Origin of the sequence: Gluconacetobacter takamatsuzukensis (assembly GCF_014174275.1) — a bacterium.
In the GTDB taxonomy this organism is placed as follows: Bacteria; Pseudomonadota; Alphaproteobacteria; order Acetobacterales; family Acetobacteraceae; genus Gluconacetobacter; species Gluconacetobacter takamatsuzukensis.
In genome coordinates, this window is the sequence record NZ_JABEQK010000002.1 from 294434 (window position 1) to 308476 (window position 14043).

Below are 14043 nucleotides of genomic sequence, written 5' to 3' on the forward strand. Positions count from 1 at the left end.
CCCGCTCAAGGCACCTCCTCCAGCGCATGAAGGCAATCGGCCCCCTGGTCGATCAGATGGATATCATGCACCCCCCGGATCGCCGTAAGCGCCCGGGGCCGCCACGATGCGGGCTCGGCCACCGGCGCGCAGATCGTCCGCCCGCCCAGCTCGGCGCTGTTCGTCCGGTCGAGGATCGCCAGCACCGCACGCGGATTGCGGGGCAGCGCCCGGCGCAGTGCCCCCTGAAGCGCGCGGCCGGTTGCCTGGTCGGCGGCCGGTATCAGGTCAGGCAGCAGCGCGATCCAGTTCTCCCATCCCGCCGCCACCGCGCGGCGCACGCGCGGCCATTCCCGCTCGCGGGTCAGCATCCGCGCCACCTCGTGGGCGCCGTCCTGCCGGATCCGCTCGGCCAGCCCCCGCGCGGTCAGCGGCTGTGCGGCTTCCAGCGGCCCGAAGGCCGTCGTCACCGCCTCGGCACCGATGGCGGGGAATGTCAGCACCAGCCCCGTCGCCAGCAGGGCAAGGCGCAGCGGCGTGAACAGGCGGGCGAGCAGGGCACGGCGGATGAACAAAAGGGCCTCCGGAACAGGGTGCTGATGGAACAGGACAATCAGACGATTGAGGCGGGAAGGCGGCTTTTCCGCGCTCCGACGCGGTTGCGGGCGGGCCGTCGAATGCCTATAGCGGGCAGCATCAGATCGGGCACGGACGGCGTCCGCCCCGTCACCGGGCCGCGCCGGCGGCCCACCCTATCCGACAGAGAGCATTCCATGAGCAGCATGTCCGCCTCCGAAATCGCCCGCCTCCAGGTGTGCCTGCGCCGCCTGCTGGGTTCGCCCGAACTCACGGTCAATCCGCCGCCGCGCGCCGGCCTGTCGGTCGAGGTCGCGGTGAAGGGCGAAATCATCGGCACCGTTCACCGGGACGAAGACGAGGGCGAGGTTTCCTACGCCCTGCACATCACGATCCTGGAAGAAGACCTGCCGGCCGAAACGGCCGCGACCCGCGCGCGCCGCTGAACCCCATACCCGTCCCGCCCGGGCCCCGAAGGCCCGGGTGGAGCCGGGGAAGGCAATGCGCGAAACCCTGCCCACGGCCAGCGCGCCCACAGGGAGAATGATCGCCGTCAGCGCGACAGCAGGGCAACCCGGTCCGGCGCTGCGGCCGAGGCCTCGATCGCGGGATGATCGGCCCGGCTGGCCGGCAGATCGACTTCGGTGATCTTCCACCGCCATCCCTGGATGCGCATCTGCAACCGCAGCGGCGTCTCGCGCTCGTGGCCCGGCATCACGGCCCGGGCCTCGAACATGTCGGGGCGGAGGAAACGGATGCGCACATGATGCAGCATGGCGACGGGCGAGCCGACGGACACTGTCTGCGTCGCCGCCGGCATGACCTGCCCCATCAGCGTATCGAGATTGGCGGCATTCACATGCACGTCGATCGCCCGCGACACCGCCGTTGCGGCGAAGGACGACCCGAATTCCGGCAGGTCGTCGTCACTGGCCGGCTGGGTGACGATCCCGCTGATGATCTGCGATTTCAGGCTGGCCTGAATGGCGCGCCAGTTCAGGAACGTGCCGAGCGTGCGCGTATCGTGCGACTGGATGGCCGCAGAAACCGACCAGAGCGTGACGAAAGGCGAGGCGACGAACAGGGACAGGGACATGACCAGCGTCACCGCGCAGATGCGCCGCGCCTGTTGCCGCCGAACGGCGACCATGTAACCGGCTGGCATCAGACGCATGAAACGGTTCATCAAAAAAATCGCCTCTGTCTTGCTCCCACAGCATACGATAAACATATCGGCCATGCATGCGTTTCATGCCGATTGATACAAATTGTTATAAAACGTCAGTCCAGGCGCCATATTTCCGCATCCATCCGGGGCTGCCAGCAGGGACTGAAACAGGGCAGGACGCATGATTCCTGATTTTTCCGAGGCCGAGATCCAGCGCTATGCCCGGCATATCCTGCTGCCGGAAATCGGCGGCACGGGGCAGGCCGCGCTGCGCGCCGCCAGCGTGCTGATCGTCGGCGCGGGCGGCCTGGGCTCGCCGCTGGGCCTGTATCTGGCGGCGGCGGGGGTCGGCCGGATCGGACTGGTCGACGACGATGTGGTGGACCTGTCGAACCTGCAACGCCAGATCGCCCACACGACCGACCGGATCGGCCGGCGCAAGGTCGACTCGGCGGCCGAGGCCATGCGCGCGGTCAACCCGCTGGTCCGCGTCGACACCCATGCGACACGGCTGGACGCCGCCAATGCCCGGGCGCTGGTCGCCGGCTACGACCTGGTCTGCGACGGCAGCGACAATTTCGGCACCCGCTACCTGGTGGCCGACGCCTGCGCGCTGGAACGGCGCACCCTGGTCTCGGCCGCCGTCCTGCGCTTCGAGGGGCAGCTCTCGACCTTCCGCCCCCATCGCGGCGGCCCGTGCTATCGCTGCCTCTATCCCGCCCCCCCGCGCGACGGCGCGGTACCCTCCTGCGCCGAGGCCGGGGTCTTCGGCGCCGTCACCGGCGTCATGGGCACCCTGCAAGCCACCGAGGCCCTGAAGGAACTGCTCGATATCGGCGAGAGCCTCGCCGGCCGGCTGCTGGTCTGGGACGCGCTGGCGGCGCGCTTCCACACCATCCGCCTCCCGCCCGACCCGGACTGCCCGCTCTGCGGCGCCCACCCCACCATCCACGACCTGTCGGCCCACACGGCCGGCACGGTGCCCAGCGGAGCCTGCGCGATCCATGCCGACTGACCCCACGCACGAAAATCCGGCGCGCGAAGGGCTGGCGATCCTGCTGCTCGATGGCGGTTTCGAGCGTGCGCATTACGCCCTGGTCCTCGCCGCCGGGGCGCTGGCGGTGGACCGGCCGGTGCTGCTGTTCGCCTCCGGCCACGGGGTCCATGCTCTGGCACGCAACTGGCAGGGGCTGCGCGATGCCGGCGCCGACCGCACGGTGCAGGCCAGCGGCGTGGCCGGGTTCGACACGCTGCGCGAAGCGGTGCTGGCGCTGGACGGCACGCTGATGGCCTGTGAATCCGGCCTGCGCATGGCCGGTCTGGCAGCCGACGCCCTGCTGCCGGAAGTGATCGTGGCCGGCATCCCTACCTTTCTCGACGCCGCGCGCGGCCGACAGGTCATCAGCCTGTGACCGGGCAACGGGCTCCGCGATGCCTCCGGGGCCGCAAACCCCCTTGCCGTGCGCCGCGCGCCTTGGCAGGGATGCAGCCATGATGCCCTCTTCCTTCCTCGCCCATTCCCCCGCGCCGCACCATACCCGCCCGCGCGGTCGCGCCGGCTGGATGCTCTGCGCGGCGCTGCTGGCCCCCCTGCTGCCCCATGGCGCGACGGCGGCCACGGCAGAGCCCTCCGGCACGCCGCACCACCACCATCATCACCCCGCCACGGCGACGACCAAGGCCACGAAGGGCAGCAAGGCCGGGGCGACCGGCACCGTCCACCACAAGCATCATCCGGCGGCAACCTCCGCCACGGCCACGACGCATCGCCACGGCCATCCGGCCCCCGCGCACGCCACCGCCCATGCCGGCACCGCGCCCCATCGCCATGCCGCCATCGGGTCCCATGCCCGCCACGCGGCAGCCATCGCGGCACCGGTCGCGGCGGCGGGCCTGGCGGCAGCGGCTGCCACGGGGACACCGGCGGGCGGGGCAGCCGTCGCCATCCCGCCGACGGCCGCCCCCGCCGGACCGCCGGCCCCGACGGACAAGGGCGCGATCACCGGCCTGCCGCTGCCCCGCTTCGCCGCACTGCGCGCCGACGAGGTCAACATGCGCTCGGGCCCCGGGCAGCGTTACCCGATCGAATGGGTCTATCACCGCCGCGACCTGCCGGTGAAAATCGAGCGCGAGTTCGACGTCTGGCGCCTGGTCGAGGATTCCGACGGCCAGAAAGGCTGGGTGCAGCAGGCCACGCTGGTGGGCACACGCAGCTTCGTCATCCCCGGCCTGCCGCCGGTCGACCCGGCACAGGCTACGCCCCCGGCGCCCGCCGCATCCCCCGCCGCCGGCACGCCGGCCGCACCGCCGTCCCCCCCGGCGGCAACCAGTCCGCCGGCCGGCCATTCAGACAGTCGTGAAGTCGCACGGCTCGCCGATCCGGCCGCGGCGGCTTCCATTCCCGGAGCGGTCATGCTCCGCTCGTCTCCGGATGCCGGCTCGCCCCTCGTCGCGGTGCTCAAGCCCGGCACGGTCGGCATCCTGCGTACCTGTGCGGCCGGCACCAGCTGGTGCCGTGTCAGCGTCCAACATTATTCGGGCTGGCTGGACCGCAACGCGGTCTGGGGCCTGCTGCCGCAGGAGACCATTCAACCGTCCTGACGATCCGCGCGGGCTGAAGAGGCAAAGACGACGGCACCCGCCGGAAGCAGGACGCAGCGAACCGGTTGCGGACAGAATCCAGAAGGAGAAAACGCCCATGTCCTCCGCCACAGCCTTGCACCCGCGGCGCACCAAGATCGTGTCGACGCTGGGCCCGGCCTCGTCCACCCACGAGATCATCCGTGCGCTGGCCCAGGCCGGGGCCGACGTGTTCCGCCTGAACTTCTCCCACGGCACGCACGCCGACCACGCCGCCCGCTACGAGATCATCCGCGCGGTCGAGGCCGAGCTGGGCCGCCCCATCGGCATCCTGGCCGACGTCCAGGGCCCCAAGCTGCGCGTGGGCACGTTCGAGCACGGCAAGGTCACATTGCCCACCGGGGCCTTCTTCCGCCTCGACCTGGATCCCGCCCCGGGCAACGAGCGCCGGGTGCGCCTGCCCCACCCCGAAATCATCCACGCCGCCACCGTCGGCAGCAACCTGCTGCTCGACGACGGCAAGCTGCGCCTGGTGGTGCGCGAGGTCGGGGTGGACCATCTCGATACCGTGGTCGCGGTCGGCGGCGTGCTGTCCGACCGCAAGGGCGTGAACGTGCCCGACATCGTGCTGCCGATCCCGGCCCTGACCGAAAAGGACCGCAGCGACCTCGATTTCGCCCTCGATCTCGGGGTCGACTATATCGGCCTGTCTTTCGTCCAGCGCCCCGAAGACGTGCAGGAGGCCCGCGCCATCGCCGGCAACCGCGCGTGGATCATGACCAAGATCGAAAAGCCGCAGGCGATGGACAATCTGGACCAGATCGTCCGCCTGTCCGACGCGGTGATGGTCGCGCGCGGCGATCTGGGCGTCGAGCTGCCGCCCGAGGCCGTGCCGCTGGCCCAGAAGCACATCATCCGCCTGTGCCGCCAGCTCGGCAAACCGGTGGTGGTGGCCACCCAGATGCTGGAAAGCATGATCAACGCCCCCACCCCGACCCGCGCCGAGGCGTCGGATGTCGCAACCGCCGTGTTCGACGGCGCCGACGCCGTGATGCTGTCGGCCGAAACGGCGGCCGGCCAGTTCCCGCTGGAGGCGGTCGGCATCATGAGCCGCATCGTCAGCCGGGTGGAGGAAGACGCGGTCTGGCAGTCGATGATGCAGGCCAGCTGTCCGGCGCCGGAAGGCTTCGTGGCCGACGCCATCGCCGCCGCCTCGGGCCAGATCGCCACCACCGCCGACGCGCGGGCCATCGTCGCCTTCACCCTGGCCGGCGCCACCGCCCTGCGCATCTCGCGCGAACGACCCTCCTGCCCGATCATCGGCCTGACCCCGACCGACGAGATCGCGCGCCGCCTGTGCGTGGTGTGGGGCGTCACCGCCCAATCGGTGGGCCAGGAAACACCGGTCCGCACGGTCGAAAACGTGGTCGACCAGGCCATCGAAACCGCCGTCGCCAGCGGCCTGGCCCGCTCGGGCGACCGGATCGTCATCGCCGCCGGCCTGCCCTTCGGCGTCGCGGGCAGCACCAACACGCTGCGCGTTGCCAAGGTGCCGTAAGTATCAAGGGGCTCTGCCCCTTGACCCCGCCAAAGGCTGAGCCTTTGGAAACGCATTTATTTGATAACTAATGGGTTTTCAAAGGGCGATGCCCTTTGGTGGGTCAAGGGCAAAGCCCTTGGCGCGCAACCGCCCTCTCAGGACGGCCCCAACGTCTCCAGCCGCTCCAACAAGGGATGGTCGCCCACATACAGCAGGCACCCGGCGGTGCCGACCAGCAGCCCCACCAGCCCGATCGCGACCGGCACCGAAACGCTGGACATCAGCGCCCCCAGCACCGCGCCGCCGAACAGGGCAAGGATCGCCGCCACCCGCCGCCAGGCCCCTTTCGCCGGGCCGCCGGCCAGCCGGCTGTCATGCATCAGCCCGTGCAGCAGCATGGTGGCGGCCGGCAGGGTCAGGTCCGTGACCTGGGCGTGACGGGTCGCGGAAGTCTGCAATCCCATGGCAACGGCCAGGACCACCAGCGTGCCGTAATACCGCCAGGCCGCGTCCTGCCACCACACCAGCGCCGCCACCATCACCAGCGCGCCCACCGCCATCAGCAGATCCGCCACCGTGCGCCGGCGCGAACAGGATCGCCGGACCAGCCGCCCGCCCAGCGCCGCCCCGGCCAGATAGGCCGTAATCGCCACCACCCCCGGCCCGGCAATCGATTCCCCCGAGGTCAGATGCACCGCGATCAGGATGACGGTCGCCGTCATGTAGCCGGTAAAGACCTTCAGATGCGTCAGCGAGATGGCATCCAGCGCCCCCATGGCGACGGTGACCATGATGACGACAATAACCAGCCTTGGGTCGTGGGAAATCGGTTTCAATCCGGGCCTGTCCTCAGAAACGAGGACCCGCGCATATCGCAGGCAGCCCAATAAAAAAAGGTGCATCGTGAAAGATGCACCTTTTTTAAGGTCAGTCCGAGGGTTCGATCCCCCGTTTGTAAGTCCCGCGATCGTATCGCCACGGGTTTCTTGTTCTCTAGAGTGGGCCGTTCCGGTCTTCTCACTCTGATGAAGCTTTAATGACGGGTTTTTTTCTACCGGTCAAACGAAATATGCAAATAAATGCCGTTTGATGATTTTGTTGCACCGCACAATACATCGCAACGCACAATAAACGATCACGTTCCATTCAATGTTATTTCAAGTCGGTGCCAATTTTTCGTGCAGGCATGAAAAAAGGGCGGGCCCCGAAGGACCCGCCCTGCATATCCCGAACAGTTGCCCGGTCCGCTCAGCCTTTCTGCGTCGCCGCCGCGGCAACGCGGCCCGGCGGCACGGTCCGTTCCGTCCACCCGCCGCCCAGGGCCCGATAGACGGTGATCAGGTTCTGGTAGCGCGCCTCGTGTACCGAAATCCGGCTCTGCTGCGCGCCATACAGCGTGCGCTGCGCGTCCAGCGTGTTCAGGTACGAATCCACCCCGGCATCGAAGCGCATCCGCGCCAGCCGATAGGCATCGGCCGAGGACGTGACCAGCGCGTCGAGCTGCCGCGACTGGTCCAGATAGGTCGCCCGCGCGGTCAGCGCATCCGAGACCTCGCGGAACGCGGTCTGGATCGCCTTCTCGTACGCCTGCATCCGCTGGTTGCGCAGCGCCTTGGAGGCCTGGAGCGTCCCCTCGTTCTGGCCCCAGGTCAGCAGCGGAATCTGGATCTGCGGATTGACGCCGAAGGTGGTGGCGCCCTGGGTGAACAGGTTGCGGAACTGGAGGCTGGAAACCCCGTCCGACGCCGTCAGGGTCAGGCGCGGGAAGAAGGCGGCCCGCGCCGCGCCGATATCGTCATTGGCCGACAGCAGCGAGAATTCGGCGGACTGGATATCCGGCCGCCGGTCCAGCAGGTCGGACGGCAGGCCCGCCGGCAGGTCGGCCAGCACCGTCTGCTGCCCGAACGGCGCCGGGGGCGGCAGGTCGGCGGGCAGGGGCGCCCCGATCAGCAGCACCAGCTGGTTTTCGTCCTGCGCCACCTGGCGCTGGTACTGGGCATGGTTGGCCGCCGCCTGCTCCACCTGGGTCTCGACCTGGCGCAGGGTCAGCTGATTGGCCTCGCCCTGGTCGAAGCCGGCCTGCGTCAGGCGCAGCGTCTCCTTCTGCGACGCCAGCGTCTGGTCCGTCACCTTCAGCTGCTCGCTGTCGGCCAGCCACGCGACATAGGTCGTCGCGACCTGCGAGATGACGCTGATCAGCAGGCTGCGCTGGTTGGCGGCCTGGCTGAGAACCTGGTCCGCCGCCTCGCGCGACAGGCTGCGGACGCGGCCGAACAGGTCGATCTCGTACGACGAGAAGCCGATGCCCGCCTGATAGAATTTGAAGACATGCCCATCCGCATAGGGCTGGCCGCTCTTCCCTTCCTGCAAGCCCGGCGCGAAGCTCAGGCCCGCATTGCCCGACGGCGCCTGGTAGATCCCCTGCCCGGTCGATCCGATCTGCGGAAAGAGCGAGGCATGCTGCACCCGGTACTGGCCCTGCGCCTGCACGATGGCATAGGCCGCCGACCGCAGGTCGCGATTCTCCCGTACCGCCAGCGCGATAAGGGCCTGCAAGCGCCGGTCGACGAAGAACTCGCGCCAGCCCAGGTCCGCCGCCGCGGTGCCGATCTGCCCGGGCGCACCGGCATGATAGCCCGGCCCCTGCGGCCAGGTGGAGGCGACCGGCAGGGCCGGCCGCTTGTAGTCGGGGATCATCGTGCATCCCGACAGCGCCGCCAGGACCATCAGCCCGGCCCGGCGCGGAGAAAGAAACCCGTTCATGAACTCAGCTCTCCTGACCGGACGGCCCGGCGGGACGGGATAGATCGGCATGCGGGTCCACACGGTCCTTCACCCGGCGAACCCGGAACAGCCGCAGCACCAGCACGAAGAACAGCGGTACGAAATAGATCGCCAGCAGCGTGGCCGACAGCATGCCGCCCACCACGGCGGTGCCGATCGCGACCCGCGCGCCCGACCCGGCACCGGTCGCGATCGCCAGCGGAAACACACCGCAGACGAAGGCGATCGACGTCATCAGGATCGGCCGCAGCCGCTCGCGCCCCGCCTTGACCACCGAGTCCAGCAGGCTGTCGCCGGATTCGAAGAAGGCCTTGGCGAATTCCACGATCAGGATCGCGTTCTTCACCGCCAGCCCCACCGTGGTCAGCAGGCCCACCTGGAAATAGACGTCGTTGGCCAGGCCCCGCCACAGCGTGGCCGTCAGCGCGCCCATCACCCCCAGCGGAATGACCAGCATCACCGCGAAGGGCACCGCCCAGCTTTCGTACAGCGCAGCCAGGCAGAGCAGGATCACCGTCCCGGCCAGCGCATAGAGCGGCCCGGTCGATCCGCCGGAGGCCATCTGTTCGAACGACAGCCCGGTCCATTCATAGCCGATGCCCGGCGGCAGCTTGGCCAGCGCCTCCTGGATCGCCACCATCGCGGTGCCGGTGCTGTAGCCCGCCGAGGGCTGGCCCAAAATCTCGTAGGCGTTCAGGCCGTTATAATCCTCGACCTTCTGCGGGCCCACGACCCAGTGGCCCGAGGCCACCGCGTTGAAGGGCACCAGCCCGTTGGCCACGTTGCGCAGGTACCATTTGTCCAGGTCCTGCGGCAGCATGCGCGCGTCGGGCTCGCCCTGAATATAGACCTGCTTCACACGGTCGTCGCGCATGAACTGGTTGACGTAGATCGACCCCAGGGCGCCCTCGATCATGGTGTTGATCTCGGCATTCGTCACGCCCAGCGCGTTCGCCTTCTCGCGGTCGATATCCAGCTTGTATTGCGGCGCATCCTCCAGGCCGTTGGGGCGCACCGCCATCAGGCGCGGGTCCTGCGCGGCCGCCATCAAAATCTGGTTGCGCGCGGCCAGCAGCTTCTCGTGCCCCACATGGCCACGATCCTCCAGCTCCAGGTCGAAACCGGTCGCATTGCCCAGTTCCAGCACGGCAGGCGGATTGATGGCGAAGATCTGCGCCTCGGGATCGCCCCAGAAATGCATCATCACCCGCATCGCGATCGCCGAGGACGAGCGCGCGGCACCCGGGCGCAGGTCCCAGTCCTTCAGCCGGATGAAGAAGGCGCCCGCATTCTGGCCCTGCCCGGCGAAGTTGAACCCGTTCATCGCGAAGACCGACGCCACGTTGTCGCTCTCGCTCTTCAGGATGTAGTCGGTGATCTTGCGGTTGACGGCGGCCGTCTGCTCCTTGGTCGCCCCCGCCGGCATCGTCACCTGGCCGAAGATCAGGCCCTGGTCCTCGTCGGGCAGGAAGCCCTGGGGCAGGCGGGCGAACAGGAAGACCACCAGCCCGGTCAGCACCACATACAGCACCAGCGACAGCGCGCTGCGCGCCAGCATCCAGCGCACGCCCGACTGGTAGCCCGTGTTGATGCGCGCGAAGGTGCGGTTGAACCACCCCGCCAGGCCCCGGGTCTTCTCATGCGTGCCGGGCTTCAGCATCGTGGCGCACAGGGCCGGCGTCATGATCAGCGCCACCAGCACCGACAGCCACATCGCGGCGACGATGGTGATCGAGAACTGGCGATAGATCACGCCGGTCGAGCCGCCAAAGGCCGCCATCGGCAGGAACACCGCCGTCAGCACCAGCACGATGCCCACCAGCGCGCCCGAAATCTCGTCCATCGAGACCCGCGCGGCCTCCCGGGGCGAGAGGTTCTTCTCCGACATCACGCGCTCGACATTCTCGACCACCACGATGGCGTCATCGACCAGCAGGCCCACCGCCAGCACCATGGCCAGCATGGTCAGCGTGTTGATCGAGAACCCGAGCGCCGCAAGGATGGCGAACGTGCCCAGCAGCACGACCGGCACCGCAATGGTCGGGATCAGCGTCGCGCGGAAATTCTGCAGGAAGATCAGCATCACCACGAAGACGAGCGCGATCGCCTCCGCCAGGGTAATGACGACTTCCTTGATCGACAGCACGATGAAGGGCTCGGTATCCAGCGGATAGACGACCTTCAGCCCGGGCGGGAAGAATTTCTCCAGCTGCGCGATCTCGGCGCGCACGGCGGTCTCGGTCGTCAGCTGGTTCGCACCCGGCGCCAGCTTCAGCGCCATGCCGACGCTCGGCTGGTTGTTGTAGAACGAACTGATATTATAGGTCTGCGGCCCCAGCTCGACCCGCGCGACATCGCGGATACGCACCTGCGATCCCCCCTGCGCCACACGCAGCAGGATATTGCCGAATTCCTCGGGCGAGGTCAGGCGCGTCGGGCCGATGATGGTGGCATCCATCCGCGCGCCCGGCTTGGCCGGCAGCCCGCCGATCTCACCCGACGAGATCTGGATGTTCTGCTCCTGCAACGCCGTCTGCACGTCGCTGATCGTCATGCCGTATTTGAACAGCTTGCCCGGGTCCAGCCAGATGCGCATGGCATATTCCGAGCCGAACATCGTGTGGTCGCCCACGCCCGAGACACGGCTGATCGGGTCGGACACGTTCGACGCCACATAATCGGCGATATCGAAGCCCGACATGCTGCCGTCGGTGGAAATGAAGGCCAGGACCAGCATGAAGTTCTTCACGGCCTTGGTCACGGTCAGGCCTTGGGCCGTCACCTCGGTCGGCAGGCGCGGCTGGGCAAGCTGCAGCTTGTTCTGCACCTGGACCTGCGCGATGTCGGGGTTGGTCCCCTGCTCGAACGTCAGGTCGATTTCCATCTGGCCGCTGGCGTAGGACTGCGCCGAGACATATTCCAGATGGTCCAGCCCGTACATCTGCTGCAGGATCGGCCGGACCACGGTGTTGTTCACCGTCTCGGCCGACGCGCCCGGATAGGTCACGCTGATCGCGATCTGCGGCGGCGCGATGGAGGGATACTGGGCGATCGGCAGGCGGAAGATCGAAACCGCCCCCACCAGCATGATCACCAGCCCGATGACCCATGCGAAGATGGGCCGGTCAATGAAGAAGCGCGACATCGATTCTTATCCCGCCTTGCCCTGCGGGGCAGGCTGGGCAGCCGCCTCGGTGGGGGAGACGGTGTCTCCGGGGTGGATCTTCTGCAGGCCACTGACCACGACCCGCTCGCCCGGCTTCAGCCCGGCGGTCACGATCCAGTCGGTCCCGGCCGCCGGGCCGGTCGTGACCCCGCGCAGGGCAACCTTGTTGTCCGCCCCCACGACCATGACCGTCGGGTCGCCGTGCGAATTGCGCGTCACCGCATCCTGCGGCACCCGTAGCGCGGTGGGGTCGACGCCCTCTTCCAGCCGGGCGTGGACATACATGCCCGGCAGCAGCATGTGCGCCGCATTCGGCATCACCGCGCGCACCACCACGGTCGCCGTCGTCTCGTCCACGTTCACTTCCGAGAATTCCAGCCGCCCCGGCTGCTCGTAGGTGCTGCCGTCCTCCAGCGTCAGGGTGACGGTGGCGGCATCCTGCCCCGCGCGCTGCAGGCGCCCCTGCTCCAGCTCGCGCCGCAGTTCCAGCAGCCGCGTCGCCGGCAGGTTGACGTCGACATAGATCGGGTCCAGCCGGGTGACGATCGACAGGTTGGAGGTCTGCCCGACCGTGGCCAGCGCGCCCACCGTCATCAGCGACCGGCCGATCCGGCCGGAAATCGGCGACAGCACGCGCGTATAGTTCAGGTTGACCGTGGCACTTTCCACATTGGCGCGGGCCTGGGCGATGTCGGCATCGGCCTCGCGCGCCGCGGCGGTGGCGTCGTCGTAATCCTGCCGGCTGACGGCATGGGCGCGCACCAGCGGCCCGTACCGGTCCAGCTTCGCCTGCGCCGTCACCCGGGCCGCCTGCGCGTGCAGAAGCTGCGCCTTAGCCGCGTCGTAGGTCGCCTGATAGGCCGACGGATCGATCTGGTAGAGCTGCTGCCCGGCGGTCACGTCGGTGCCTTCGACGAACAGGCGCTTCTGGATCACCCCGTTCACCTGCGGGCGGACCTGGGCGATCTCGATCGCCTCGGTCCGGCCCGGCAGGTCGGTGGTGACGCTGAACGGCGCGGCGCGCAGCGTCAGCACGCCGACCTGCTGCGGCGGAGGGGCGGGGGGCGCTCCCTGGGGCTTGCATCCGGCCAGCGCCAGAGACGCGCAGGCGGCAAGAAGGACGGCGCGATGGGGACGGGGGTACGTCATTGCGTGATTGAGCCCTGCGGAAACATAGGTCGCCGGACCTGGCCGGGAAACGCGATCGCAGCGGCCATGACCCCGCGAAACCGTCCCATGCAGTACCGGCATATGGAAACCGAGTGGTTTTCTTGATCGGAAACTATTTCGTTTCTAAACTCCGGTCAATGGCACCCCCACCCAGGGGAACGGCCGGGCGGGCGGCCACCCGGACAGGCCACGGACCGCACCTCTCAAGACAGGAAGGAACAGCCGGAATGCCCGCTACCGGGGCGACGATGTCGGATCTCGTGCTTTCCCACCCCCGCGAGCCGGAGGAGTGCCCGGAGAAGCGATGCCCGGGTCGCCCCCCAGTGCTGGAAGGCGGCGAACGGCGGGAACTGATCCTGAACGCGGCCTGCCAGGTCCTGGACGATCACGGCTACCATAACGCCTCGATGGACAAGCTGGCGCACCTGTCGGGCATGTCCAAGAAGACGATCTACCAGATGTTCGCCTCCAAGGAGGACCTGTTCCGCACCCTGATCAGCGAGCGGCTGTTCGACATCAAGTACATGGCGGTCCAGTGCCCCCCCGATATCGCGCCCGAGGCCGAGCTGGTCCATATCCTGGTGACCATCGCAACCCGTGTTCTGGCGCCGGACCGGATGTGCCTGGTCCGCGCCATCGTCGGCGAAATCCGCGATTCCGCCGAAATCCGGCGGATCATGCACAGCATCGAACTGTGCGGAAACTGCAACCAGATCGAGGACTGGCTGCTGCGCCAGCAGGCGGCCGGCACCCTGCCCATCGACGACGCCGAGGACCTGGGCACCGGCCTGTTCAACATGACGGTGGGCAAGCTGATCCTGGGCGAGCTGTTCCATTCCCGCGACCTGGTGGCCCCGGACGAGATCGAGGCCAATATCCGCCGCTGGGTGCGCATCTTCCTGGCCGGCCTGTCGGCCATCGAACCGGTCCGGTCCTGACCGCAGCACGTCCGCCCCGCCGCCGGCTCCAGCCATGTGCCGCAAACGGGCCATCGGTCCGCGCGCCACATGCACGATCTGCACGATCGGGCTTTCGCCCGGCGGGAAAGAGGCTATCATCGGGACAATGATCCCAGGACCC

Annotated in this window: 12 protein-coding genes; 6 read left to right on the forward strand and 6 right to left on the reverse strand. The window is 68.3% G+C overall.

The annotated features are described in order from the left end of the window. Positions 1-5: 5 nt before the first annotated feature. The gene (locus HLH27_RS03655) at positions 6-554 is read right to left on the reverse strand and encodes a hypothetical protein (RefSeq protein WP_182947877.1); all 549 of its coding nucleotides are present in this window, start codon (positions 552-554) and stop codon (positions 6-8) included. Positions 555-752: 198 nt separating this feature from the next. Between HLH27_RS03655 and HLH27_RS03660 the strand changes: the two genes are divergently transcribed. After that, positions 753-1001 carry a DUF3126 family protein gene (locus HLH27_RS03660; protein WP_182947879.1) on the forward strand — a complete coding sequence of 83 codons (249 nt, stop codon included), beginning with the start codon at positions 753-755 and terminating at the stop codon, positions 999-1001. A gap of 107 nt (positions 1002-1108) precedes the next feature. Here the strand turns inward: HLH27_RS03660 and HLH27_RS03665 are convergent, their stop codons facing one another. After that, entirely contained in the window at positions 1109-1729 is a 621-nt protein-coding gene (locus HLH27_RS03665) for a DUF2939 domain-containing protein (RefSeq protein WP_246375404.1), read from the reverse strand. A gap of 175 nt (positions 1730-1904) precedes the next feature. Here HLH27_RS03665 and HLH27_RS03670 point away from each other — a divergent pair, with 175 nt between their 5' ends. The 4 genes from HLH27_RS03670 to pyk all read left to right on the forward strand — a co-directional run bounded on the left by HLH27_RS03670 (position 1905) and on the right by pyk (position 5861). Further along, entirely contained in the window at positions 1905-2738 is an 834-nt protein-coding gene (locus HLH27_RS03670) for a HesA/MoeB/ThiF family protein (protein WP_182947883.1), read from the forward strand. After that, positions 2728-3135: a DsrE family protein gene (locus tag HLH27_RS03675; RefSeq protein WP_182947885.1), complete on the forward strand. Its 408-nt coding sequence runs from the start codon at positions 2728-2730 to the stop codon at positions 3133-3135. The genes HLH27_RS03670 and HLH27_RS03675 overlap by 11 nt, the downstream gene beginning before the upstream one ends. A gap of 151 nt (positions 3136-3286) precedes the next feature. After that, positions 3287-4324, forward strand: coding sequence for an SH3 domain-containing protein (locus HLH27_RS03680; protein WP_182948138.1), 1038 nt, complete (start codon positions 3287-3289; stop codon positions 4322-4324). 97 nt (positions 4325-4421) lie between these two features. After that, positions 4422-5861, forward strand: coding sequence for a pyruvate kinase (gene pyk / locus HLH27_RS03685; RefSeq protein ID WP_182947887.1), 1440 nt, complete (start codon positions 4422-4424; stop codon positions 5859-5861). Between the two features lie 137 nt (positions 5862-5998). Here pyk and HLH27_RS03690 read toward each other — a convergent pair whose 3' ends face one another. From HLH27_RS03690 to HLH27_RS03705, 4 genes are all read right to left on the reverse strand, one after another. Then, the gene (locus tag HLH27_RS03690; protein WP_182947889.1) at positions 5999-6679 is read right to left on the reverse strand and encodes a YoaK family protein; all 681 of its coding nucleotides are present in this window, start codon (positions 6677-6679) and stop codon (positions 5999-6001) included. A gap of 412 nt (positions 6680-7091) precedes the next feature. After that, a complete protein-coding gene (locus HLH27_RS03695) occupies positions 7092-8606 on the reverse strand; it encodes an efflux transporter outer membrane subunit (protein WP_182947891.1) in 1515 nt (504 codons plus the stop codon). Positions 8607-8610: 4 nt separating this feature from the next. Then, complete coding sequence (locus tag HLH27_RS03700) at positions 8611-11772, reverse strand: efflux RND transporter permease subunit (RefSeq protein ID WP_182947893.1); 3162 nt, start codon at positions 11770-11772, stop codon at positions 8611-8613. A 6-nt stretch (positions 11773-11778) separates the two neighbouring features. Beyond that, on the reverse strand, positions 11779-12942 hold the full coding sequence (locus HLH27_RS03705; protein WP_182947895.1) for an efflux RND transporter periplasmic adaptor subunit: 1164 nt from the start codon (positions 12940-12942) through the stop codon (positions 11779-11781). Positions 12943-13190: 248 nt separating this feature from the next. Here HLH27_RS03705 and HLH27_RS03710 point away from each other — a divergent pair, with 248 nt between their 5' ends. Beyond that, complete coding sequence (locus HLH27_RS03710; RefSeq protein ID WP_246375407.1) at positions 13191-13901, forward strand: TetR/AcrR family transcriptional regulator; 711 nt, start codon at positions 13191-13193, stop codon at positions 13899-13901. Positions 13902-14043 lie beyond the last annotated feature (142 nt).

Coding starts and splice junctions, on each gene's coding strand:
- HLH27_RS03660 (WP_182947879.1), top strand. CDS start 753: ATGAGCAGCATGTCCGCCTCCGAAATCGCCCGCCTCCAGGTGTGCCTG.
- HLH27_RS03665 (WP_246375404.1), bottom strand. CDS start 1,729: ATGCGTCTGATGCCAGCCGGTTACATGGTCGCCGTTCGGCGGCAACAG.
- HLH27_RS03670 (WP_182947883.1), top strand. CDS start 1,905: ATGATTCCTGATTTTTCCGAGGCCGAGATCCAGCGCTATGCCCGGCAT.
- HLH27_RS03675 (WP_182947885.1), top strand. CDS start 2,728: ATGCCGACTGACCCCACGCACGAAAATCCGGCGCGCGAAGGGCTGGCG.
- HLH27_RS03680 (WP_182948138.1), top strand. CDS start 3,287: ATGCTCTGCGCGGCGCTGCTGGCCCCCCTGCTGCCCCATGGCGCGACG.
- pyk (WP_182947887.1), top strand. CDS start 4,422: ATGTCCTCCGCCACAGCCTTGCACCCGCGGCGCACCAAGATCGTGTCG.
- HLH27_RS03695 (WP_182947891.1), bottom strand. CDS start 8,606: ATGAACGGGTTTCTTTCTCCGCGCCGGGCCGGGCTGATGGTCCTGGCG.
- HLH27_RS03700 (WP_182947893.1), bottom strand. CDS start 11,772: ATGTCGCGCTTCTTCATTGACCGGCCCATCTTCGCATGGGTCATCGGG.
- HLH27_RS03705 (WP_182947895.1), bottom strand. CDS start 12,942: ATGACGTACCCCCGTCCCCATCGCGCCGTCCTTCTTGCCGCCTGCGCG.
- HLH27_RS03710 (WP_246375407.1), top strand. CDS start 13,191: ATGCCCGCTACCGGGGCGACGATGTCGGATCTCGTGCTTTCCCACCCC.